Below are 21,474 nucleotides of genomic sequence, written 5' to 3'. Positions count from 1 at the left end.
TCAGTGCTGTACGCTATCCCCGCCTCCCGTCTCAAAAAATGTGCAATTTCTCATGGTTTTCAAACTTCGGGCGCATCCGATTGACGTCAACCGGATGCAGTTGCGCGAATGGAGCGCCCGACCGGGCACTGGCGAATTGACTATTGTTCAATCTTCCGCCGGGCTTGGTTGGCGGCTGCGGCGCCTGGTGGGCCGAGGTTTGTCAATGAGCACGGCCGACGTGACGAATACGCTGCCGATTGACGTATCGGAGGGCCCTGGATACGGTCAATTCCATTGACGCGTCATTGTCGATACCCATTCGGACCATGAATATTGCCCGGTTGTACGTTGCCATCGTCGTGTGGCTGTCAATGGCGCTCTTGTTTCCGTTTGCCTTGAAGGGGGTGGATTCGCCCCTTGCGACGGTCGCGAAAGTACTGATGTGGTCGTACTGCATTCTGCAAACGCTGCGTGCATCAAAGCGGTATTTGTGAAGTTGCACGTTACGACAAGAGAACCTGACCACGGTCGCACGCCACGCCCGCGGTCGGAATCATGATCGTCAATCTACGGGGATTTATCTTGAAAAGACTCACGGCAATTGAAACAAATCGGAACGCAAGCGCGCACGGATTCCGGTCGGTGCCATGCAGCACGGGATTCCGTGCCTGACTTCCCCATCTCGATTCCTGACAACCGATTTCGCCCATGATTCGACATTGCACGCCTCTCTCGCGCATCGCGCGCTATGGCATCACCGCGTTGCTGACGCTCGCGCCGCCGATTGCTTTCGCCGCCGACTACCAGGTCGAAAAACTCGACAACACGATCAAGGTCGACGCATCCGGCAAGCGCACCGCACAGGTCGATCTGTCGATCAAGCTGCTGACGGACGCCGCGATCGCCCGCTTCGGCCAGTACGTGCTGCCGTACAACGCGCAGCTTCAGACGCTCGACGTCAACGCCGCGCAGACCGTGCACGCCGACGGCTCGACGGTGGCGGTCGATGTCCAGCACGGCATCTTCGACCGGCCGGCGCCAGTCACGGTCGCGGCGCCGCAATTCAGCGCCGAGCACCTGCGCATCGTCACGTTTCCCGCGCTCGCGAAAGGCGACTCGATCCGGCTTTCGTACACGCTGACCGACACGGATACGCTGTTCCCCGGCAAATTCAGCGTCCAGCTCGCGTTTCCGCCGATCGAGGACTACCGTACCGCGAACGTCACGCTCGACACGCCGGCCGGCATGGCCGTCGCGATCGACGCGAGGGGGATGCGCGCGACGTCCGATAGGACGCGCGGCGGACGCCGGATTCGCGCGTACCACTACGAAACGCCCGCGCCGGGCCCGATCGAAGAACAGGCAAACACGGTCGCCTGGACGGACGTCGGTCCCGTCTTCATCGCGAGCAATTTCTCGGGCTATGCGGACATCGCGCGCGCGTATCAGGCGCGCGCCGCCGACAAGCAGGCGCCCGCCGACGCGATCCGCGCGCTCGCGGACCAGATCACCGCAGGCGTCGACGACCGTCGCGAGCAGGCAATGCGCCTGTACGCGTGGGTCGCCCGCAACATCCGCTACGTCGGCGTGTATTTCGGTGCCGGGCCCGTGGTCCCGCATCAGGCCGACGACGTGCTCGCGAACCGCTACGGCGACTGCAAGGACCAGGTGACGCTGCTGTCCGCGCTGCTTGCGGCGAAGGGCATCGAGAGCCGCACGGTGCTGGTCAACCTTGGCGATCGCTACCGCCTGCCCGACGCGCCGGACGTGCTGACGTTCAATCACGCGATCGTGTGGCTGCCCGAATTCGACGTGTTCGCCGATACGACGGCCGGCGTGCTGCCGTTCGGCGCACTGCCGTTCGAGGCGAGCGGCAAGCCCGCGCTCGACACCGCGACGGGCAACGTGATCCGCACGCCGCCGCAGAACGGCCGCAACAGCCGGTCGCTCCTCGCCTACACGCTCGATCTCGACCGCGACGGCAACGCGACGATGACGGGCGACATCGCGCTCGACGGCCAGGCCGTCCAGCACGCGCGGCAGATGTTCGTGTACGTCCAGCCGAAACGGCTGGCCGACGAGATGCTGCGCCGCTCCGGTCTCTCCGGCGAACTGCAGATGACCCCGCATCATCTCGACGCACTCGACCAGCCGTTCTCGATCGCGCTGCGCGGCACGCTGAACCAGTTGTCGCTGATGCCGGGCCCTGCGGCGTTCGCGGTGCCGTCGCTGCCGAATTTCGGCCGGATCCGCGAGTTCGCCGATTTCGTCCTTCAGCAGAAGGACAAGCGTTTCGAAGGCGTATGCGCCGGAACGCGGCTCGAGGAACGCTACCGGATCACGCTGCCGGCCGACGTCGAGATACTCGCGATTCCGCCCGATGTCGACGTCCGCGCCGGCGAAATCGCGTATCGCTCGACCTATCGCCGCGACGGCCGGACCGTCGACGTGACGCGCGTGCTCGATCGCGATCTCGGCGGCAACGTATGCAGCGGCGCGAAGCTCGCCGAGTGGGCCGACGCCGCGCGCAGCATCTCGAAGGACCTGAAGCGGCAGATCCTGTATCGCTGACCGGCGCCGCGGCGGCCCGCGCATCGCGCGCCGTCGCCGGCTGGCGGGCGCCGGCCCCGCATGCGTTTGCGCTGACGCGTGTGCTATCGTATGCGCCGCGTTCGGTGCTCGCATGCGCATTCCGCACATGCAGTCAAACGGGAAACAGGAGGCGGACGACCGCCCGGCCTGTGCTGTCCCCGCAACGGTACGCCGCCCGCGCAACGCGCCTTTCGAGCGCACGCGCCCATGCCGCCCACGATGCCACTGCCCGCCTGCCTCGGGTGGGAAGGCCGCGGCCTGGCAAGCGGCCAGCCCGGATACCGGCCGACGCAAGGGGCGAGCGAGTCGCTCGCCGAACGCCCGATCCGCGGGGGACGGATCGTGTGCGCTTATGCCCGCTTCGAGCGGGCTGCTTTCATTCTGCTATGCACCGCCATTCCGCAAGCCGGCTTCGCGCCGTCCGTTCGCCGCTTTCCCCCGCTTCGACACGGTTCGCGCCGTGCTGCGCCCGATGAGCCGCGCGTGGCTGATCGGCGCCGGCCCCGGCGACGCCGACTTGCTGACCCTCAAGGCCGTGCGCGCGATCGGCGCAGCCGATGTGCTGCTGGTCGACGATCTCGTGAACCCCGACGTGTTGCAGCATGCGCGCGCTGATGCGCGGATCGAGCACGTCGGCAAGCGCGGCGGCCATGCGTCGACGCCGCAGGAAACGATCGTCGCCGCGATGCTCGCGCACCTGCGCGCGGGCCGCAGCGTCGCGCGCCTGAAAGGCGGCGACCCGTTCGTGTTCGGCCGTGGCGGCGAGGAGCTGATCGCGCTCGGCGCGGCGGGGTTTCCGGTCGAGGTCGTGAACGGCATCACGGCCGGCATCGCCGCGCCGGCCGCGCTCGGCATTCCGGTCACGCATCGCGGCGACGCACAGGGTGTGATCTTCGTGACGGGACACGGCGCGGGCGACGACGAGCCCGACTGGCAAGCGCTCGCCGCCACCCGGATGACGCTCGTGATCTACATGGGCATCCGCCGCCTCGGCGCGATCGTCGCCGCGCTGTTGGCGGGCGGCCTGCCGGACGACACGCCGTGCGCGGCGATCGAATCGGCGACGCGACCCGAGCAGCGTCACGTGCTGGCGACGCTCGCGACCGTCGTCGCAACAGTCGGTGCGGCCGGCATCGGCTCGCCCGCGATCGTCGTGATCGGCCGGGTTGCCGCGCTGGCCGCCGATCCCGCGGTGCAGGCCGCGCTGTCGGGCGGCGCAACGCCGGAGCATGCGTAATGCAGGTCGCGCTCGGTCTCGGCTTTCGCGCGGGCGTCACCGCGGCGCAGCTCGATGCCGCGATCCGCGCGGCGCTCGCGCGGCATCCGGATGCGCAGCCGGCCGTCGTCGCGACGCTCGCCGAAAAATCCCGCACACACGCGCTGCGCACGCTGTGCGCGCGGCGCGGCTGGCCGCTCGTCGCGTTCGGCGCGGCGCAGCTGGCCGCGCACCCCGAACTCGCGGCGAGCGGGCCGTCGGCGGCCGCCCTCGCCCGCTTCGGCGTGGCGGGCGTCGCGGAGCCGTGCGCGCGGCTCGCCGCGCCGCACGGCCGGCTGCTCGGCCCGAAACTCGCGCGGGACGGCGTGACGGTCGCGCTCGCCGGCCCGCTTTGAACCCTCGCGTTGAACCCTTTGTTACGACAGGACGAACTCCGATGAAAACCGATCCCGAAGCGCATCAGCGGATGACCGAACGCCGCCGCGCCGGCCACGAGAAGAAGCAGGCCGCCGCCGTCAACGAAAAAGGCCTGCTGATCGTCAACACCGGCAACGGCAAGGGCAAGAGCACCGCCGCGTTCGGCATGGCCGTGCGCGTGCTCGGCCACGGGATGCGGCTCGGCGTCGTGCAGTTCATCAAGGGTGCGCTGCATACGTCCGAGCGCGATTTCCTCGGCGCGGTCGCGCAATGCGATTTCGTGACGATGGGCGACGGCTATACGTGGAACACGCAGAACCGCGACGCCGACATCGCGACCGCGCGCAAGGGCTGGGACGAAGCGCGCCGGATGATCGAAAGCGGCGACTACCAGATGGTGATCCTCGACGAGCTGAACACCGTGCTCAAGTACGAATACCTGCCGCTCGACGAAGTGCTCACGACGCTTGCGGCCCGCCCTGCGTCGCTGCACGTCGTCGTGACCGGCCGGCACGCGCCCGATGCGCTCGTCGAAGCCGCCGACCTCGTCACCGAGATGCGGCTCGTCAAGCATCCGTACAAGGAACAGGGCGTGAAGGCGCAGCGCGGCGTGGAGTTCTGAGCGATGCCCGCCTGCCCCGCGCTCTTCGTCAGCGCGCCCGCGTCCGGCCAGGGCAAGACGTCGGTGACGGCCGGCCTCGCGCGGCTGCATCGCCGGCTCGGCCGCCGCGTGCGCGTGTTCAAGACCGGGCCGGACTTTCTCGATCCGATGCTGCTCGAACGCGCGAGCGGCGCGCCCGTGCACGCGCTCGACCTCGGCATGGTCGGTGAAGCCGGCTGCCGCACACTGCTCGCCGAGGCCGCGCGCGACGCCGACCTGATCCTGATCGAAGGCGTGATGGGGCTGTTCGACGGCACGCCGAGCAGCGCGGATCTCGCGGCGGCGTTCGGCGTGCCGGTCGTCGCGGTGATTTCCGCGAAATCGATGGCGCAGACGTTCGCGGCGATCGCGTTCGGCCTCGCGCGTTTTCGCGAAGGCTTGCCGTTCTACGGCGTGCTCGCGAACCGCGTCGGTTCCGCGCGTCACGCCGAATTGCTGCAGCAGGCGCTGCCCGGCGACCTGCGCTGGCTCGGCCACGTGCCGGCCGATGCGGGCATCGCGTTGCCCGAGCGTCATCTCGGGCTGCATCAGCCGCACGACATCGACGACCTCGACGCGCGGCTCGACCGCGCGGCCGACGTGCTCGCACAGACCGCGCTGGCCGACCTGCCGCCCGCCGTCGCGTTCGCGGCGCCGGACGACGTCGCGCCGCTGCCGCGTGCGCTGACGGGCAAGCGCATCGCGATCGCGCGCGATGTGGCGTTCTCATTCATCTATCCGGCGAATCTCGCGCTGCTCGAAGCGCTCGGCGCGCAGTTGCGGTTCTTCTCGCCGCTTGCCGACGAGCCCGTCCCGGGCGATTGCGACGCGCTGTTCCTGCCGGGCGGCTATCCGGAACTGTATGCGGCGACGCTCGCGGCGAACGCGACGAGCGCGCGGACGATCCGCGCGCATGCGGCGGCCGGCAGGCCGATCGTCGCCGAATGCGGGGGGATGGTGTATCTGTGCGAAACGTTGACCGGCGTGGACGGCGCGACGACGCCGATGCTCGGCGTGCTGCCCGGCCACGCAACGATGCAGCGCCGCTTCGCGGCATTGGGGATGCAGCAGCTCGACACGCGCACCGGGCCGATGCGCGGGCATACGTTCCATTATTCGCGGCTCGATACGCCACTTGCGCCGGTTGCGGCGGCCATCCGTCCGGACGGCAATGCTGGCAGCGGCGAGGCGGTTTATCGGACGGGATCGGTCGTTGCGACCTACATGCACATGTACTGGCCGTCGAATCCGCTTGCGGCGGCAGCGTTGTTCGACGACGCGGCGTTTTGAAGGAAGGAGGCGTCCGCCATCGAGCGGATCGCATGCGGAAAGATGCGCTGCGCCGCAATCACCGCGCGTGCGGATCGGCGTGCGCATCGTCGTGCGATGCAGGCCCGCGCACGCATTGCGTCGGGTTGACGCCGTCCGCATGGGACAAGATAGCCCGGCAAGTCGCGGCCTGACGCCGTCACGGCCTTTCCCGTCCGGGCGCCTCCGATCTCGACGTTCTGATGACCGTCCCGTCCGGCGAGAAATGCGCATTGAACATCGCATCGCCCGATACGCCGCCCTCGGCCCAGTGCCAGCTCCATACCTCTTCGTGGCTCAACGCGTATTGCGCGACCGACGTCGGTTTGCCGAGCAGTTGCCGCACATCGTCCTTCGACATGCCCGGCACGACCTTCGCGATGTTGTCCGCCGTCAATGCCTGCGTAATCGAAACGAGTCTGCCGTCGGCCCCGAAATCGAGCATGTAGGTGCTCGTGCCGAACGGGCCGCGCGGGTACTCGAAGCGCTGCGAGCCATCTTCGTTCTGCCTGACCATCTCCGGCTTGCCCGCGTCGCGGAGCACGTCCTCGACCGTCGATACGCCTGGCTGCAGCTTGCCGAACGCCAGGTTATCCGGTTTGACGGCATTGACCGCGTCGGCGACCCTCTGGTCGTCGCAGCCTGCCACGAGGAAACCGGCCGCGCACGCCGTCAGCGCGGTCAGGAAGAGTTTTCGCATTTCGTAAGTGCCGTATCGATTGAGCCGGTGCGACGCCGCGCGCCGGCCTCGCCGAACGAGGCGGCCATGCGGGCCTCTCGAGAAGGACCGGTGACGCGGCGCAGCGTAGCACGCGACCTGCCGCCGCGATGTCAAGGAGCGTCAAATCCTGCTTGAAGTCGATACGGTAGGCGCTCCGCCGATGAAGCAAGCGTGCCCGAAGCGCCGGAGGCGGTGCAGCGGGCATCCGCATCCGCATCCGCATCCGCATCCGCATCCGCATCGATCAGACGAGAAACGCCTCGGTCAGTTTCACCCAGTACGACGCGCCCGTCGGCAGCGCCGCGTCGTTGAAGTCGTAGCCGGGGTTGTGCACCATGCAGCCGCCCTCCCCGTCGCCGTTGCCGATGATCAGGTAGCAGCCCGGACGCTGCTCGAGCAAGAACGCGAAATCCTCGCTGCCCGTGAGCGGCACCATCCCGTCGATCAGGTTCGCTTCGCCGACCCATTCGCGCGCGACATCCTGCGCGAACGCGGTCATCTGCGCATCGTTGACGAGCACCGGATAGCGGCGCTGGTAGTCGATCGTCGCGGTCGCGCCGAACACGGCGGCCTGCGCGTGAATGACTTCGGTGATGCGCGTCTGCAGCAGGTCGCGCACGTCCGGCTTCAGCGCGCGCACCGACAGGCGCATCTGCGCGCGGTCGGGAATCACGTTCGGCGCGTCGCCTGAATGGATCGCGCCGACCGTGACGATCGCCATGTCGAGCGGCGACACGTTGCGCGACACGATCGTCTGCAGCGCAATGACGATCTGCGCGCACACGACGACCGGATCGATCGCCTTGTGCGGCACCGCGCCGTGGCCGCCGCGCCCCTGCACGTCGACGATGACCGTATCCGACGACGCCATGAACGGCCCGGGCAGGAAGCCGAACTTGCCCGTCGGAAAACCGGGCATGTTGTGCATCGCGAAGACTGCATCGCACGGGAACTGCTCGAACAGGCCATCGTCGAGCATCTTCTTCGCGCCGCCGAGCCCTTCCTCGGCCGGCTGGAAGACCAGGTTCAGCGTGCCCGAGAAGCGCCGCTCGCGCGCGAGATGCTTCGCCGCTGCGAGCAGCATCGCCGTGTGGCCGTCGTGGCCGCACGCGTGCATCTTGCCGGGGATCGTGCTCTGGTACGGCAGGCCGGTCGCTTCGTGGATCGGCAGCGCATCCATGTCGGCGCGCAGGCCGAGACGCTTCGTGCCGTCGCCAACCTTCAGCTGCGCGACGACGCCGGTGCCACCGAGCCCGCGATGCACCGTGTAGCCCCATGCCTGCAAGCTTTCGGCGACGAGATCGCTCGTCGCGAATTCCTCGAAGCCCAGTTCGGGGTGGGCGTGGATGCGGTGCCGGAGTTCGATCATTTCGTCGGCCAGGCCCGCGGGGATCACGCTGTGCGTCACGGTTTCGTCTCCTTTGTCGACCCGAGTTGGCGCTTTAGCGCTTACTCGGGTCCCATGCTTCGCGGTCGACCCGAGTTGGCGCTTTAGCGCTTACTCGGGTCCCAAGTTTCGCGGTCGGCCGGAGTGGGTGCTTTGGCACTTGCTCCGGTCCGGTGTCTTTGCGGGGAATGTGCGGGCAAGCATAGCCGCTCGAGCAGCAACCGGATAGACGAAGAGTCGTGGTCTCGGCAACCGATGGTTGCCGGTCGTCGAGCGCTCCGTCGAGCCCCGAGCGTGTCGCGCGATCGGATCATGACGATCGGGAGAGTTGGCCATCCGGCCGATTCCGGATCGCCCGGCACGCTGGCAGGATTGACGGGCGGGCGTCGTGTCGCGCAGTTGCGACCAGCTGCGGCGAGCACGCGTCGCCGATCGATCCATCCACGCTTGCTTCGGGAGTGAGGCATTGAACACCGCGACAATCAAATCGTTCAATATCAATGCTTTAAGTAAATATTGTTCATTTTTTGACGTTCGTTCATTTTTTGTGTACGCTGACAGAAAAGTGTACAAGCGAGGCGTCATGTCCGACACCGCCAACTTCCCGCTGTCAGAGCAGCACGTGCTCGACGAAGCCTGTGCCGCCTTCGAGCGCGCAACGCAACGCTTCGACGCGAAATCGATCCGCATCCCCGCCGCGCTCAAAGGGCACGCCGACGGCGTCGTCCGCTTCACGCTGCCTGGCCACCGGTTCGACATGCCGGCGGCCGTTTCGCTGCACGCCTCATCGGTCCAGGGCATCCTCGCGCGGCTTCGGCGCGACGCCGCCGCGCCTGCGCTCATGCTGGTCACGCGGCACGTGTCCGCCGATCTCGCCGCGCGCCTGATCGAGCACGACATTCCGTTTCTCGATGCGGCCGGCAATGCGTACCTGAACCGGCCGGAAGCCTTCGTGATGATCACGGGCCGGCCAAAGCCGGCACGCGCATCGGGCGTGCAACGGCTGCCGACTGCCCGCGCGACGACGCCGAAAGGGATGCGCATCATGTTCGCGCTGGCGACCCGGCCGGGCCTCGTCGCGCGCCCTTACCGCGCGATCGCGGAAGCGTCGGGCGTCGCGCTCGGTACGGTCAACCTCGCGATGGACGATCTCGCCGCACGCGGCCTCGTCGGGCAGCGCCGCAACGGGGAACGCGTAATCGCCGACTGGACGCGTTTCGTGCAGGAATGGGTGGCGCTCTACCCGAGCCGCCTGCGCGCGAAATTGCCAAGCCGCCGGTTCTCCGGTCTCACGCCCGACTGGTGGCGCGAGTTCGACTTCTCGGCATTCGACGCGCGGCTCGGCGGCGAGCCGGCCGCCGACCTGCTGACGCACGACCTGAAGCCCGCCGCGGTCACGATCTACACGCACGGCGCCGTCCCGAACCGCTTCCTGCTCCAGGCTCGCCTGCGTCCGGACGAGCTCGGCGACGTCGAGATCCTCGAAGCATTCTGGGCGCCGTCGCCGACACTCGAATGGCGCGTGCAGGACGTCCCGCTCGTGCCGCCGCTGCTCGTTTATGCGGATCTGGTCGCGACAGGCGACAGCCGCAATCTCTCCGCCGCCGCAACGATCCATGACCAATATCTCGCGCAACCTCGTGCTTGAAGTCGGCACGGACCGGCCGCTCGAACCTTCGACGGTCGCGATGCTCCGGCACATCGAGGCGGCCTGCACACGCGTCGACACGCAATTCGTGGTGGCCGGCGCGACTGCCCGCGACATCCTGATGTGGCACGTACACGGCATTCGGGCGGTGCGCGCGACGCGCGACGTGGATATCGCCGCGTGCGCGGTGAGCTGGACCTCACATGACCGTCTCGTCGACGCGCTTGTCGCAACCGGCCGATTCTCGCCGGTGCCGAAGGCGCAGCAGAAGTTCCTCTTTACCGGCGAAACCGGCGGCTTTCGCACGGAACTGGATCTCGTGCCGTTCGGTCCGCTCGAAGCGCCGGCCGGCGCGATCGCGTGGCCGCCCGATGGCGAGTTCGTGCTGAACGTGCTCGGCTTCCGGGAGGCGGTCGACACAGCGATCGCCGTAACTGTCGGCGACCGTTTCGACGTGCCGGTCGCGAGCCTGCCGGCGCTCGCGCTGCTCAAGCTTCTTGCGTGGAGAGACCGGCGCGCGCGCCAGAACAGCGACGCATACGATCTGCTGTTCCTGCTCACGCATTTTCACGACGCGGGCAACCGCGAGCGGATCTGGGACGTCGCGCCCGACCTGCTCGAAGCGCACGCGTTCGAGCCGGAACTGGCCGCCGCCGCGTTGCTCGCACGCGATGCGAAGCGGATTGCATTGCCCGAAACGCACGACGCCGTTCGTGCGCTGCTTGCCGACGCGGCCACTTATGCAACGCTCGGCCAGGATTTGCTCGCGCGCGCATCCGCGTTGCTGCTCGGCGAATTCGCCGACGAACCGGCCCGCTACCTCGAGGCGTTCAGAAACGAATTCCTGGCCGATTTGAAATAGCCGGTGCGACGACACGCTGCGATCGGCGTATGCATGACCGTCCGCTGCACCCATCGCATCCCGTCACATCGGGCCCGTCGCACCGCCGGATGCCCGGATCCGCGGAGTCGACGTACGGGCCGGCACCCGTCAAGTATGCCGCGCTCAGGCCGCCCAGTCTTCGAACGACAAGCCGCCGACGCGGCTGAATTCGCGCGTGTTGTTCGTCACCAGCACGGCGCCGGCCGCGATTGCATGTCCCGCGATCGACGCATCGTTGGCGCCGATTGGTGTGCCGCGCGCGGCAAGCTCGGCGCGAACGGCAGTCGTCGCGTCGATCGCCGCCGTGTCCCACGGCAGCACGCCGTCGAGCCGAGCGACGAACGCGGAAACGAGATCGGCGTGCTTCGGCGACGCCTTCCTGCCGATCGTGCCGAAGCGCATCTCCGCGTACGTGATGGCCGACACGACGATCCGATGCTGCGCGCCGACGCACGCCTGCAGCCGGGACAGGACTTCCGGCGGCCGTTCCCGCATGATGAACGAACAGATGTTCGTGTCGAGCATGTAGAGCTTCGTCACCGGCCGGACTCCGTTGGCGCATCATCGGCGCCGGACAGGTCGAAGCGGCCGGACTCGACGACGTCCGTGCGCTCGACGAGGAAATCGGCATCCGCCAGCGGTTCGCTTGCATACGACATCCAGCTGGGACGCACGGGGCGCAGCAGCAGCGTGTCGCCCTCGCGACGGATCTCGAGTTCGGTCACCCCTTCGAACTCCATGTCCTTCGGGATGCGAATCGCCTGATTGCGAGCATTCTTGAAAATGGAAACAGTGCGCATGATCCACCCCGGGGAGAAACGATGCACCCATTCTAAACATATGTTTGCATATGTCAATGTTGGCGTGCGGGGCTGGAGTGCCGTGCGCCAGTGTGTCGCGAGCAGGTTCTTTTCCATCGGGTCGCCGTTGGCCGTCGTTCGGATGATGAGCCCCATTTTTCCTGCAGTTCCGCTTCCAGTCCATCGACCGAATGGCCAACGAATGCGCATCGACCGCCCCGTTACGGCAGAGGGAACGTTGTGAAACCGCGGCCCGCGTGTGCAAGCCGCGCCGGCCGGCACACGCACCACGGTGCAAACCGTCACCAGTTGTATTTCGCGGTCGCGACCACGGTGCGTTCGTTGCCGAACATGCAGACGGACGACGACTGACAGCCGCTGATGTAGTGGCGGTCGAACAGGTTCGTCGCATTCAGCGCGAAACGCCAGTTGCGCACGTCGTAATGGATCGCTGCGTCGAACAGCGTATAGCTCGACACCGTCAGCGAATTGTCCGGCGCGCCGGCCGACGCGCTTTGATAGCGGACGCCGCCGCCGAGCCCGAAGCCCGCGAGCGGCCCCGTGTGCCACGTCCAGTCGGCCCACAGCGACGCCATCTGGCGCGGACGCGGAATGTCGACCGGCCAATTGTTCAGCGACGCGTCGTTCGCCGTCACGTTCTTCACGTCCTGGTACACGTACGACGCGATGATCGACAGGTTCGGCGTGACCTTGCCGGTCGCGCTCAGCTCGATCCCGCGCGAGCGCACCTCGCCCGTCTGCACCGACGTCGTGTTCGTATCGTCGAGATTCGACGGCGTCGGCGTGAGCACGTTGGTCTGGTTGATCTGGTAGATCGCCGCGTTCAGCATCAGGTTCTTGCCGGGCGGCTGCCAGCGCAGGCCCAGTTCGACCTGCTTGCCGCGCGTCGGCTGCGGCAGGCCGCCGCCGAACATCTTCACGCCGATCAGCGGATTGAACGACGTCGCGTAGCTGATGTACGGCGACAGCCCGTAGTCGCCCTGGTACGTGAGGCCGACGCGTCCGGTGAACGCACTGACGTCCGCCTTCGACTGCGTGCCCGCCTCGCGGTCGTCCTGCCGCAGGTTCACCCAGTCCTCGCCGCCGCCGAGCGTTAGCGTCCAGCGGTTCCACTTCACCTGGTCCTGTACGTACACGCCGAACGTGTTCATCGTCGTGTACGTGTTCGTGCGGATCGTGGTGCGTGGATCCGAGAATACGGCCGTCGTGACGGGTGTGTAGACGGGGTTGTAGATGTTCAGCACCGGCGCCGCCGCGAGCCATTCGCTGTCGGTCGCCGTCTGCCGGTTGTACTGGAAGCCGAGCAGCAGCATATGCTCGAGCGGGCCCGTGCCGAAGCGCGCCTGCGCATTGTTGTCGATGTCGAAGCGGCTGTAGTTCATCTGGAACACGCCGGCCCAGCGCGAGATGTCGGTCGTGCCGCCGCCGACGAGGCCATTGCCGAACACCGAGCCGTTGTCGAGCGACAGATGCATCCAGCGGACGTTCTGGCGCACCGTCCACATCGAATTCAGGTTGCGCTCGAACTGATAGCCGAGCGACCACTGCTTCTTGCGGTAGTAGTTGAAGTTCGGGTCGCCCGAATACACGTCGTGATCGAGCTGCCCGTTCGGATTCGGCAGCACCGTGCCCTGCGCGGGCAGGAAGTTCGACGAGATGTCGCCCCAGTCCTGCAGGTAGGTCGCCGACACCGTCAGCGACGTGTCCGCGTTCGGCCGCCAGCGAAACGATGGCGCGAGCGCGACGCGCTGGTCGTTGTTCGGGCCCGTCAGCGCGTTGCCGTCGCGCGCGACGCCGACGAACCGGTACGCATACCTGCCGTCCGCATCGAGCTTGTCGCCGATGTCGAACATGAACTGCTTGCGCGCGTAGTTGCCGATCTCGACGCCTGCTTCGCGCACGCGCTCGCCGTCGGCCGTCTTCGTCTGCACGTCGACGATCGCGCCCGGGTCGCCCGCGCCGTACAGCACCGACGTCGGCCCGCGCAGCACGGTGATGCTGTCGATCACGTACGGATCGACGCGCCAGCTCGCGAGGTTGATCGTATTCGGCACCTGCAGGCCGTTCGCATACGCCGTCGGCGTGAAGCCGCGCAGCGCCGCATACCAGTCGGAGCGGTTGTCCGAGCCGAACGACGAGAATCCCGGCACGTAGCGCAGCGCCTGATTCACGTCGGTCGCGCCCGTCATTTCGATCTGCTGCGCAGTCACGACGTTGATCGTCTGCGGAATCTCGTTGATCGGCGTGTCGGTTTTCGTGCCGGTCGTGCTGCGGCGTGCGACGAGACCGACCGTACCGTTGCCTTCCGACGCCGCGTTGACGCTGATCGCCGGCAGCGTGCCGTCGGCCTGCGCGCCGGTGTTCGCCCGGCCCGCCGAGTCCGGTGCCGCCTGGGCCATTGCATGGCCCGCCGCCGCGCAGAATGCCACGCTCACCGCGGCGGCGATCGCACGCGGGCACGTACCTCGACGCGTGCCTCGACGTGTACCTGCTCCCCACTCCATCTTTCGTTGCTCCAATTGTTTGGCGGTCTCCCGACCGCGCCTTTGTCAAAGAGCCACGGCCAGCCGGCCGGTGCTCGCCCCGTTGTCTTGTGTGGCCGGCGCGACGCAGTCGTCGAACGCGTGCGCGAACGGCGCATCGCGTGCCGCACGGCCCGCCGCGTCGACAATGCCGTGCCGCAGGTTCGCGTCACGCACGATCCAGTCGACGCGCGCGGCGCGCGAGATCGCGGATTCGGTGATGCAACGCAGCCGGGAATCTCGTCATGGGCGTGAAGTCCTTCGGGTCCGGCCGCTTCGGCCAGGTCACCGCGCCGCGCTGGGCGGCTTCATGGGTGTGACGAACGGCGCGGCCGATTTTTTACCGTTTCGCGTTCAATCCGCGCGCTACCCGGTTGCCGCGTGCCGCTAAATATTTGCGAAGCCCATTCGTCTATTCGGCAGGAAGGCCTCGCGCGCATCGCGTTCGCGTGCTTCCCGCTGTTGCCCACTTGTTGCCCGCTTGTTTTTCGCTTTCCCTGCCGTCTTTTCATTCCCCAACGTTGCCGATGACAGCCGCCCACGAGTCTTCTCCCCCGCCGTCCCGCCGGCCTGCCGCCGATACCGCCCCGCCCGGGCGCCCGGCCGCCCGCCTGATCCTCGCGTTGCTGCGCGAAAGCCGCGCCGCACTTGCGCTCGCGCTCGTCGCGTGCGTGCTGAACGGCGTCGCGAGCGTGCTGCTCGTCGCGACGCTGAACCGCACGCTCGCGCAGCCGGTCGCCGCCGACGCCGCGCTCGCATGGCGCTTTGCACTGTGCGCGGTGGTCGCACTCGTTACGCGGATCGTGTCGGGCGTGCTGTTCGCGCGGCTGTCACAGGACACGATGGCGCGATTGCGCGCCCACCTCGCGCGGCGCGTCGGCGCCGCCGAGCTGCGCGACATCGAGCGCATCGGCGCAGCCCCCGTGCAGTCGGTGCTGACCGACGACGCGACCAACGTGTCGATGCTGTTCTTCGCGCTGCCGAATCTCGTGATGCACGGGTCAATCGTGTTCGGCTGCCTCGGCTATCTCGCGTGGCTGTCTTGGCTCGTGTGCGTGCTCGCGCTCGCGGCGATCGTCGCGGGCTCGCTCGGCTACCACGCGGGCGACCGCCGCGCGATCGCGTCGCTCGAAGCGGCCGGCCGTGCGCAGGACAGGCTGTTCGGCTATCTCGGCGCGTTGTTCTCCGGCGCGAAGGAACTGAAGCTGCACGACGCGCGCGCGCGCCAGTTTGTCGACGGCCAGCTCGGCGCGGCGATCGGCGAGGTGCGCAACCACCGCCGCCGCGCGTTCAGCGCGTATGCGGTCGGCGTCGGCTGGATCATCTTCCTGTTCTATACGTTCCTCGGGGTGGCCGCGTTCTGGCCGCGGCTCGGCTTGCAGGCAGACCCGGCCGCCGCGGCCGGCTACGTCGTCGTGTTCCTGTTCATGCTGGTGCCGCTCGACGGCCTGCTGAACAACCTGCCGACCGTCAATGTGGCGCGCGTGTCGCTCGCGCGCATCGAGGACGCGATGGCCGAGTTCGGCGCGCCGCGCACGGTGCCGCCCGCGAACCCTGCGCCGGACTGGTCGCCGGATGTGGCACCCGCAGGCACGGTCGCGCTGCGCGGCGTCACGCATGCGTATTTCCACGAGCGCGACGAGCGGATGTTCCGCATCGGGCCGATCGACCTGACGCTCAATCCGGGCGAGCTCGTGTTCATCGTCGGCGGCAACGGCAGCGGCAAGACCACGCTTGCGAAGGTGCTGACGGGGCTCTACGAGCCCGAGGAAGGCATGATCGAGGTCGACGGACGCCCGATCGGCTCGCGCGAACGTGCCGCGTACCGGCAGCGCTTCAGCGCGGTGTTCAGCGATTTCCACCTGTTCGATGCGTTGCTCGGAATCGTCGATCCCGACCATCCGGCACGCGCGCAGGCCGATGCGCGCGCGAATGCGCTCGTCGCGAAGCTTGCGCTCGACCACAAGGTGCAGGTGATCGACGGCGCGTTCTCGACCCGCGCGCTGTCGACCGGGCAGCGCAAGCGGCTCGCGCTCGTCGTCGCGTACCTCGAGGATCGGCCGTGCTACCTGTTCGACGAATGGGCGGCCGACCAGGATCCGGCCTTCAAGGCCGTGTTCTATGAGCAGTTGCTGCCCGAGCTGCGTGCACGCGGCAAGGCGGTGGTCGTGATCACGCATGACGACCGGTATTTCGATCTGGCCGATCGGTTGCTGAAACTCGACAGCGGGCGCATCGTCAGCGATACGGCACCGGCGCGGCAGCGTGTCGATGTGGCGAACGCGTGACGAGCGGGCGCCGGTGAACCCGGCCCGACGCGCGAAACGAACGCGAAGCGGGGAACGAAGCGAGGTTTTCGATCGTTCACGCGCCGCGCGTCAGCGCACCGGCGGCAACCCGAGCAACGTATCGGTCATCACGTCGGCGAGCTTCAGCGCCGACATCGGGCCGCCGAAGCCCCAGATGTTGCGCTCGACGAGCGCGATCCGGTGGTCGCGCCGGGCCGGCACGTAGCGCCAGACCGGCGAATCGAGCTTCGCGTCGAGCGGCGTGTCCATCCCGGTCGCCGTTACGAACAGCACCGCGAGGTTGTGCTGCGCGAGCAGGTCCGCCGACGTCACGTAGAGCGTGCCCTCGCGGGTCGGCTTCTTCGGCCACAGGTCGAGGCCGAGCACGCGCGACAGCCCCGCCGCCGTGCTGTTGCCCGTATAGACCCAGTAGCGGTCCGGCAGCCCGAGATCCTGCAGCAGCGCGACGCGCTCGCCGCGCCGTCCGGCCGCCGCAAGCCGCGCCGCATCGCGCGCGAGGCCCGCATCGAGCGTCGCTTCGATCGCCCGCGCGCGGGTGTCGCGGCCCGTCACCGCGCCGATCGTGCGGAAGATCTGCCGCGTCCAGTCGAGCTGGGTCACGGGCACGCCGCCCGCGGTCACGTTCGGGCTGAACTGGAACAGAATCGTCGGCGCGATCCGGTCGAGCGCCGCGAAGATCGGTGCGTGCCGGAAGCCGACGCCGATGATCAGGTCCGGCTTCACAGCGGCGATCGCCTCGAGCCCAGGCTCCTGCCGCGAACCGATGTCGGTCACGTGTGCAAGCCGCGCGTTGTCGTAGCCGAGCCAGCCCGGGTACAACGCGGTATCGACCATCCCGACCGGCGTGATGTCGAGCGCCGCGAGACTTTCGGCGAACATGAATTCGAGCGCGACGACGCGCTGCGGACGCACGGGCATCGCCGCGCTCGCCTGCGAGACGACCGGGTTGCCGGCCAGCGACACGCCGGACACCGGAAGCCCGTCACGGTACGCGCTATCGCCCTGCCAGCCCAGCCTGCCCTGCCCGTGCTGCACATCGTCTGCAGCACCTGCCTGACCCGCAGCAGCCGGCGCGCCGGGTGGCCAGCAGCAGGCGGCGCCCAGCGCCGCGAGCTGCGCGAACGCATGGCGCCGGCCGGGCCGCGCGGGCGGCGTCAGCGGATCGCGTCCTGCCCGGCCAGCGCCGCGTCGTCCATCGTCAGTAGCAAGGGGCAGCTTCCACACAGTTGCGTTTCTCCAGGGATTTCGTAGCGGAGGCAGCACACGCGGCGTACGCGAAACGGCGTCGGCAGCAGCGGTGAGCGCGGCGTGGCGTCGCGCACCGGCGCGCGCAGCGGATTGGCTTCGCCATCCGCGCACGTCGCGCGGAACAGCCAAGCGGCATCGCACACGGGATCGGCCGCGCACGGCAGCGTGCGGCAGGCGTCGAGCAGATAATCGAGCACATGGCCGGCATTGCTCGACAGCACGCGCGGCGTGACGCGGCCGATTGCGGCCAGCAACTCGATCACTGCGCCGAGATGCGAGACGAGCCCCGCATGGCGCGTTGCCGGGTCGTCGCACGGCGCGCCGAGCGCGTCCGGTGCGAAATACAGCGCGGCGGGCATCCCGTCGTCGAGCGCGACGAACGTCTGTTCGAGCGACATCGCGAGAGGCCGGCCGAGCGTCAGCGCCGCGACGACGCCCGCTGGCGCCACCCGGCCGAAGTAGTACTTGCTCCATTGCGACAACAGCGCGCGCGTGTGCACGGCCGGATCGCCGCCGTAATGGCGGACCATCGCGTCGAGCAGCGCGTCGCGATGGTCCGGCAGCGCGGCGACCGGCACGATGTGCGCGCCGGGGATCCGTGCGTCGTCCGGCACGCCGAGCCATACCGTGTCGAGATATGGCACGAACACGTCAGGCGCGAAGGACGCAAAACACGTCGCGCACGCGTCGAGCGCCGCCGGCATCATCGCCCCACGCGCCGCGCGCGGCGCGCCTCGACGATCAGCAGTCCGAGCAGATATGGCGCACCGATCAGCGCGGTCAGTACGCCGGCCGGCACCTCGCGCGGCGCGACGGCCGTGCGCGCCGCAATGTCCGCGAGCCCGAGAATCAGCGCGCCGCACGCAGCCGCGAGCCACAGGCGCGTGCGATGCCGACGCGCGCCGAGCATCGTCGCGACGTGCGGCGCCATCAACCCGATGAAGCCGACCGGCCCGACCGCCGCGACGGCCGCGCACGCGGCGAGCGTCGCGACCACGAGCGCGAGCGGCCGCAGCGCGGCGACCGGCAGGCCGAGCGCGGCCGCCTGGTCGTCGCCGAGCGCGAGCATGTCGAGCGGCTGCGCGAGCAGCGCGAATACCGGCACCGCAAGCACGCACCACGGCACGAGCATCGCGACCTCGCCCCAGCTGCGGCCGTACGTGCCGCCGACGAGCCACACGACGAAGCGTGCCGGCTGCACGCTTTGCTGCGTGATCAGCCATTGCGCGAGCGTCGTCCACAACGTGCCGATCACGATCCCGGACAGCGCGACGGCGAGCGGTGCATAGCGGTGCCGGTGATTGAGACCGAGCGTGATCGCGAGCGATACGCCGCCGCCTGCCAGCGCCGCACCCGCGAGCACGCCATGCCCCGCGAGCGGCCAGTTGGTCAGCGCGAACAGCGTGACGAGCGCCGCGCCTTGCGTGACGCCGAGCACTTCCGGGCCCGCGAGCGGATTGCGCACGACGCTCTGCATCGCGACGCCGCTCGCGGCGAGCAGCGCACCGGCCAGCAGCGCGCACAGGAGCCGCGGCACGCGCAGGTCGATCAGCATCCGTGCGACCGGATCGGCGCCCGACAGCGCCGCGAGCCAGCGCGCGGGCGTCAGCCACGTCGGCCACGCCGGGCCGGCGGACGCGCCTGCGGCCAGCACGAGCGCACCGGCGCCGACGACGAGCGCCGTGCGCAGCGGCCAGCGCACACGCTCGAACCACGCGACGAAGCGCGTCGAACCGCCGCCGGCCGCGCGTTCGGGGCCCGCATGCAGCACGCCGGCCCACGCGGCGCCGCGCCGGATCATCGCGAGCATCAGCGGCGTGCCGACGAGCGCGAGCGCGACGCCGGTCGACAGCGTCGCATCGAGGCCCGACGCGAGCACCGCGCTGTCGGTCACGAGCACCAGCGCGCCGCCGGCGAGCGCCGACAGCGGCACCAGCGCGGCGAGTCGCGACGGCCGCGCGCCGCGCACCTGGCGCAGCAGGTTCGGCGCGACGAGGCCGACGTACGACAGCGGCCCGGCGATGCTGACCGCAACGCTCGTGAACGCGACCGCGACAATCGTCGCGGCGAGTCGCGCCGCATCGACGGGCACGCCGGCCGCGGCTGCCGCGTCGTCGCCGAGCGCGAGCGGGTCGAGCGGCCGGATCACGAACGGCAACGCGGCGAGCGGCACGACGAGCCAGCTTGCCGCGAGCATCAGGCCCGCCGCACCCGGTTGATAGAGGCTGCCGTTCGACCACAGCGCGGCGCCCGCGATGTTCTGCTCGAAGAACGCGAGCAGCAGCGTGGACAACGCGGCGAACATAAGCATGCACACGCTGCCCGCGAGCACGAGCCGCAGCGGCGTCGCGCGCCAGCCGCCGGCCGCGAGCAGCGCGCAGGCGGCCGCGAGCAGCCCGCAGACGAACAGCAGCGGCACCGGCGCGACGCCCGCGAGCGACGGGACGAGCATCGCGGCCAGCAGGCCGAGCTGCGCGCCGCCCGTCACGCCGAGCAGGTCGGGCGATGCGAGCGGATTGCGCGTGAGCGACTGGAACAGCGCGCCCGCGACACCGAGGCAGCCGCCCGCGACGAGCGCCGCCGCGACGCGCGGCAGGTTCAGATCGAACAGGAACACGCGCGCGAGCGCGGCCGCGTCACTGCCCGGCGCGGCGCTCCACCACGCGCGCAGGTCCGGCGCGACGCGCAGCGCCGCGACGCACGCGATCAACAGCAGCACGCCGGCCGCGAGCGCGCCGACATGGCTCGCCTGCGCGCCCCTGCCGCCGGCGAGCGCCGCGCGGCGCCTGCGCATGGCGAGCGTCGTCATACGGCGAGATCCCGGTCGAACGCGGCCGCGTGCCGCGCATCGTCGAGCGCAGGCCCATACGCGGGCACGCACATCGGCGCGCCCGTCTGCGGATGCGCGAGCTTCAGCATCTCGACGCCGAACGCCGCACGCAGCCGCACGGGATCGAGCATCGCGTCGGGCGCGCCCTGCGCGACGACGCGGCCCGCACGCATCAGCACGATCTCGTCGCTATAGGCAGCCGCCTGGTTCAGGTCGTGCAGCACCCAGACGATCGTCAGCCCGCGCGCGCGATTGAGGCCGCGCAGCGCGTCGAGAATGTCGATCTGGTGATGGATGTCGAGATAGGTGGTCGGCTCGTCGAGCAGCACGATCGGCGCCTGCTGCGCGAGCGCCATCGCGATCCACGCACGCTGCCGTTCACCGCCGGACAGCGCGCCGACGTCGCGGCCCGCGTCGCCGGCAAGCCCGCTCGTCGCGAGTGCCTCGTCGACCGCGCCGTGGTCCGCGCGCGACAGGCCCCGCAGAAAGCCGCCGTACGCATAGCGCCCGTACGCGACAAGCTCGCGCACGGTGAGCCCGGACGGAATCTGGTTGAACTGCGCGAGCATCGTCAGCTCGCGCGCGAGCGCGCGCCGCTTGAACGACGCGAGCGGCCGGCCGTTGACGTCGACGTGGCCGGCAAGCGCTGGCTGCAGGCCCGCGAGCGTGCGCAACAGCGTGCTCTTGCCGCAGCCGTTCGGGCCGCACAGCGCGGTCACGCGGCCGGCCGCGATCGACAGGTCGAGCCCGTCGAGCACGACGTGGTCGCGATAGCCGACCGTCAGCCCGCGCGCAGCGAGCGCGGCGCGTGCGGCGGAAGGTGTCATCGCGCCTCCGTGCCGTCGCGTGCCGGGCTGACGCACTGCGCCATCGCGACGACGAACATGCGCGGCCCTTCGAACGGATCGCGCGCATGCGCGGTCAGCATGTCGTCGAGCGTCGGCAACGAA

Annotated in this window: 19 protein-coding genes, 1 pseudogene and 1 riboswitch; of the genes and pseudogenes, 9 read left to right on the top strand and 11 right to left on the bottom strand. The window is 69.0% G+C overall.

The window, feature by feature from the left end; translation table 11 throughout:
* Window positions 1-52 precede the first annotated feature (52 nt).
* The 6 genes from ACV22Z_RS07640 to ACV22Z_RS07615 all read left to right on the top strand — a co-directional run bounded on the left by ACV22Z_RS07640 (window position 53) and on the right by ACV22Z_RS07615 (window position 6,137).
* The gene (locus ACV22Z_RS07640) at window positions 53-280 is read left to right on the top strand and encodes a hypothetical protein (RefSeq protein ID WP_448075701.1); all 228 of its coding nucleotides are present in this window, start codon (window positions 53-55) and stop codon (window positions 278-280) included.
* A 410-nt stretch (window positions 281-690) separates the two neighbouring features.
* Window positions 691-2,553, top strand: coding sequence for a DUF3857 domain-containing transglutaminase family protein (locus tag ACV22Z_RS07635; RefSeq protein ID WP_448075700.1), 1,863 nt, complete (start codon window positions 691-693; stop codon window positions 2,551-2,553).
* An 84-nt stretch (window positions 2,554-2,637) separates the two neighbouring features.
* Window positions 2,638-2,878, top strand: a riboswitch (cobalamin riboswitch).
* 168 nt (window positions 2,879-3,046) lie between these two features.
* Complete coding sequence (gene cobA, locus ACV22Z_RS07630; RefSeq protein WP_448075831.1) at window positions 3,047-3,811, top strand: uroporphyrinogen-III C-methyltransferase; 765 nt, start codon at window positions 3,047-3,049, stop codon at window positions 3,809-3,811.
* Window positions 3,811-4,185 carry a cobalamin biosynthesis protein gene (locus ACV22Z_RS07625; RefSeq protein WP_448075699.1) on the top strand — a complete coding sequence of 125 codons (375 nt, stop codon included), beginning with the start codon at window positions 3,811-3,813 and terminating at the stop codon, window positions 4,183-4,185. The genes cobA and ACV22Z_RS07625 overlap by 1 nt, the downstream gene beginning before the upstream one ends.
* A gap of 41 nt (window positions 4,186-4,226) precedes the next feature.
* Complete coding sequence (cobO, locus tag ACV22Z_RS07620) at window positions 4,227-4,829, top strand: cob(I)yrinic acid a,c-diamide adenosyltransferase (RefSeq protein ID WP_448075698.1); 603 nt, start codon at window positions 4,227-4,229, stop codon at window positions 4,827-4,829.
* Between the two features lie 3 nt (window positions 4,830-4,832).
* The gene (locus ACV22Z_RS07615; RefSeq protein WP_448075697.1) at window positions 4,833-6,137 is read left to right on the top strand and encodes a cobyrinate a,c-diamide synthase; all 1,305 of its coding nucleotides are present in this window, start codon (window positions 4,833-4,835) and stop codon (window positions 6,135-6,137) included.
* A gap of 178 nt (window positions 6,138-6,315) precedes the next feature.
* Here ACV22Z_RS07615 and bamE read toward each other — a convergent pair whose 3' ends face one another.
* Both bamE and ACV22Z_RS07605 read right to left on the bottom strand, forming a co-directional pair.
* On the bottom strand, window positions 6,316-6,855 hold the full coding sequence (gene bamE, locus ACV22Z_RS07610; protein WP_448075696.1) for an outer membrane protein assembly factor BamE domain-containing protein: 540 nt from the start codon (window positions 6,853-6,855) through the stop codon (window positions 6,316-6,318).
* A gap of 265 nt (window positions 6,856-7,120) precedes the next feature.
* On the bottom strand, window positions 7,121-8,284 hold the full coding sequence (locus ACV22Z_RS07605; protein ID WP_448075695.1) for a M20 aminoacylase family protein: 1,164 nt from the start codon (window positions 8,282-8,284) through the stop codon (window positions 7,121-7,123).
* A 562-nt stretch (window positions 8,285-8,846) separates the two neighbouring features.
* On the opposite strand from ACV22Z_RS07605, the gene ACV22Z_RS07600 reads away from it, so the two are divergent.
* Both ACV22Z_RS07600 and ACV22Z_RS07595 read left to right on the top strand, forming a co-directional pair.
* Window positions 8,847-9,911 (top strand): type IV toxin-antitoxin system AbiEi family antitoxin, encoded by a 1,065-nt coding sequence (locus ACV22Z_RS07600; RefSeq protein WP_448075830.1) that lies wholly within the window; start codon window positions 8,847-8,849, stop codon window positions 9,909-9,911.
* Window positions 9,880-10,773 (top strand): nucleotidyl transferase AbiEii/AbiGii toxin family protein, encoded by an 894-nt coding sequence (locus ACV22Z_RS07595; RefSeq protein WP_448075694.1) that lies wholly within the window; start codon window positions 9,880-9,882, stop codon window positions 10,771-10,773. The genes ACV22Z_RS07600 and ACV22Z_RS07595 overlap by 32 nt, the downstream gene beginning before the upstream one ends.
* Window positions 10,774-10,917: 144 nt before the next feature.
* On the opposite strand, the gene ACV22Z_RS07590 is transcribed toward ACV22Z_RS07595, so the two are convergent.
* The 4 genes from ACV22Z_RS07590 to ACV22Z_RS07575 all read right to left on the bottom strand — a co-directional run bounded on the left by ACV22Z_RS07590 (window position 10,918) and on the right by ACV22Z_RS07575 (window position 14,314).
* The gene (locus ACV22Z_RS07590) at window positions 10,918-11,334 is read right to left on the bottom strand and encodes a PIN domain-containing protein (RefSeq protein ID WP_448075693.1); all 417 of its coding nucleotides are present in this window, start codon (window positions 11,332-11,334) and stop codon (window positions 10,918-10,920) included.
* Entirely contained in the window at window positions 11,331-11,594 is a 264-nt protein-coding gene (gene vapB / locus ACV22Z_RS07585) for a type II toxin-antitoxin system VapB family antitoxin (RefSeq protein ID WP_448075829.1), read from the bottom strand. Before vapB ends, ACV22Z_RS07590 begins: the two co-directional genes overlap by 4 nt.
* A 302-nt stretch (window positions 11,595-11,896) precedes the next feature.
* The gene (locus tag ACV22Z_RS07580) at window positions 11,897-14,119 is read right to left on the bottom strand and encodes a TonB-dependent siderophore receptor (RefSeq protein ID WP_448075692.1); all 2,223 of its coding nucleotides are present in this window, start codon (window positions 14,117-14,119) and stop codon (window positions 11,897-11,899) included.
* Between the two features lie 45 nt (window positions 14,120-14,164).
* Window positions 14,165-14,314 (bottom strand): hypothetical protein, encoded by a 150-nt coding sequence (locus tag ACV22Z_RS07575; RefSeq protein WP_448075691.1) that lies wholly within the window; start codon window positions 14,312-14,314, stop codon window positions 14,165-14,167.
* A 350-nt stretch (window positions 14,315-14,664) separates the two neighbouring features.
* On the opposite strand from ACV22Z_RS07575, the gene ACV22Z_RS07570 reads away from it, so the two are divergent.
* Window positions 14,665-16,425, top strand: coding sequence for a cyclic peptide export ABC transporter (locus ACV22Z_RS07570; protein WP_448075690.1), 1,761 nt, complete (start codon window positions 14,665-14,667; stop codon window positions 16,423-16,425).
* Window positions 16,426-16,515: 90 nt separating this feature from the next.
* Here the strand turns inward: ACV22Z_RS07570 and ACV22Z_RS07565 are convergent, their stop codons facing one another.
* The 5 genes and pseudogenes from ACV22Z_RS07565 to ACV22Z_RS07545 form a co-directional block, all read right to left on the bottom strand.
* Window positions 16,516-17,604 carry an ABC transporter substrate-binding protein gene (locus tag ACV22Z_RS07565; RefSeq protein WP_448075828.1) on the bottom strand — a complete coding sequence of 363 codons (1,089 nt, stop codon included), beginning with the start codon at window positions 17,602-17,604 and terminating at the stop codon, window positions 16,516-16,518.
* Window positions 17,601-18,401, bottom strand: a complete 801-nt coding sequence (fhuF, locus tag ACV22Z_RS07560; protein WP_448075689.1) for a siderophore-iron reductase FhuF — start codon at window positions 18,399-18,401, stop codon at window positions 17,601-17,603. The genes ACV22Z_RS07565 and fhuF overlap by 4 nt, the downstream gene beginning before the upstream one ends.
* Window positions 18,398-20,503, bottom strand: a complete 2,106-nt coding sequence (fhuB, locus tag ACV22Z_RS07555) for a Fe(3+)-hydroxamate ABC transporter permease FhuB (protein ID WP_448075688.1) — start codon at window positions 20,501-20,503, stop codon at window positions 18,398-18,400. Before fhuB ends, fhuF begins: the two co-directional genes overlap by 4 nt.
* Window positions 20,500-21,351, bottom strand: a complete 852-nt coding sequence (locus ACV22Z_RS07550) for an ABC transporter ATP-binding protein (protein WP_448075687.1) — start codon at window positions 21,349-21,351, stop codon at window positions 20,500-20,502. The genes fhuB and ACV22Z_RS07550 overlap by 4 nt, the downstream gene beginning before the upstream one ends.
* Window positions 21,348-21,461: pseudogene (locus tag ACV22Z_RS07545) on the bottom strand (TauD/TfdA family dioxygenase); the annotation flags it as partial. The gene ACV22Z_RS07550 and the pseudogene ACV22Z_RS07545, both read right to left, overlap by 4 nt.
* Window positions 21,462-21,474: the final 13 nt, after the last annotated feature.

Source organism: Burkholderia sp. PU8-34 (genome assembly GCF_053427725.1).
Note: the sequence above shows the minus strand (reverse complement) of the source record. Positions and strands in the feature narration are given on the sequence as shown.